This is a genomic window from Streptomyces beijiangensis, assembly GCF_017315755.1.
GTDB lineage: Bacteria > Actinomycetota > Actinomycetes > Streptomycetales > Streptomycetaceae > Streptomyces > Streptomyces beijiangensis.
Genome location: NZ_JAFLRJ010001267.1, coordinates 1 through 326 on the forward strand (window position 1 = coordinate 1; position 326 = coordinate 326).

Below are 326 nucleotides of genomic sequence, written 5' to 3' on the forward strand. Positions count from 1 at the left end.
ACCGCGCGGTGGCCGTCGGCGAGGCCGACGGACCGCGCGCCGGCCTCGCCGCACTCGCGGCGCTGGACGGCTCACTGCCGCGCCACACCGCAGTGGCGGCGTACCTCCACGAGCGCGACGGCGACCTGACGACGGCGGCACGGCTGTACGCGGAGGCGGCCAGGAAAGCGCCCGACCTCGCCGAGCGCGACCATCTGACGCGCCAGGCCGCCCGCCTCAACGCCCGACTCAACGCCCGCCGCTGACGCCTGCGTCACCCCCGCCGCAGCATCGTCACGACCGCCGCGCCGCCAAGACCGATGTTGTGCGCAAGCCCCACCCCGGCC

General features: G+C 77.0%; 1 pseudogene. It reads left to right on the forward strand.

Going from position 1 to position 326, the window contains the following annotated elements:
- A pseudogene (locus tag J0695_RS41460) lies at window positions 1-245 on the forward strand (RNA polymerase subunit sigma-24); the annotation flags it as partial.
- Window positions 246-326 lie beyond the last annotated feature (81 nt).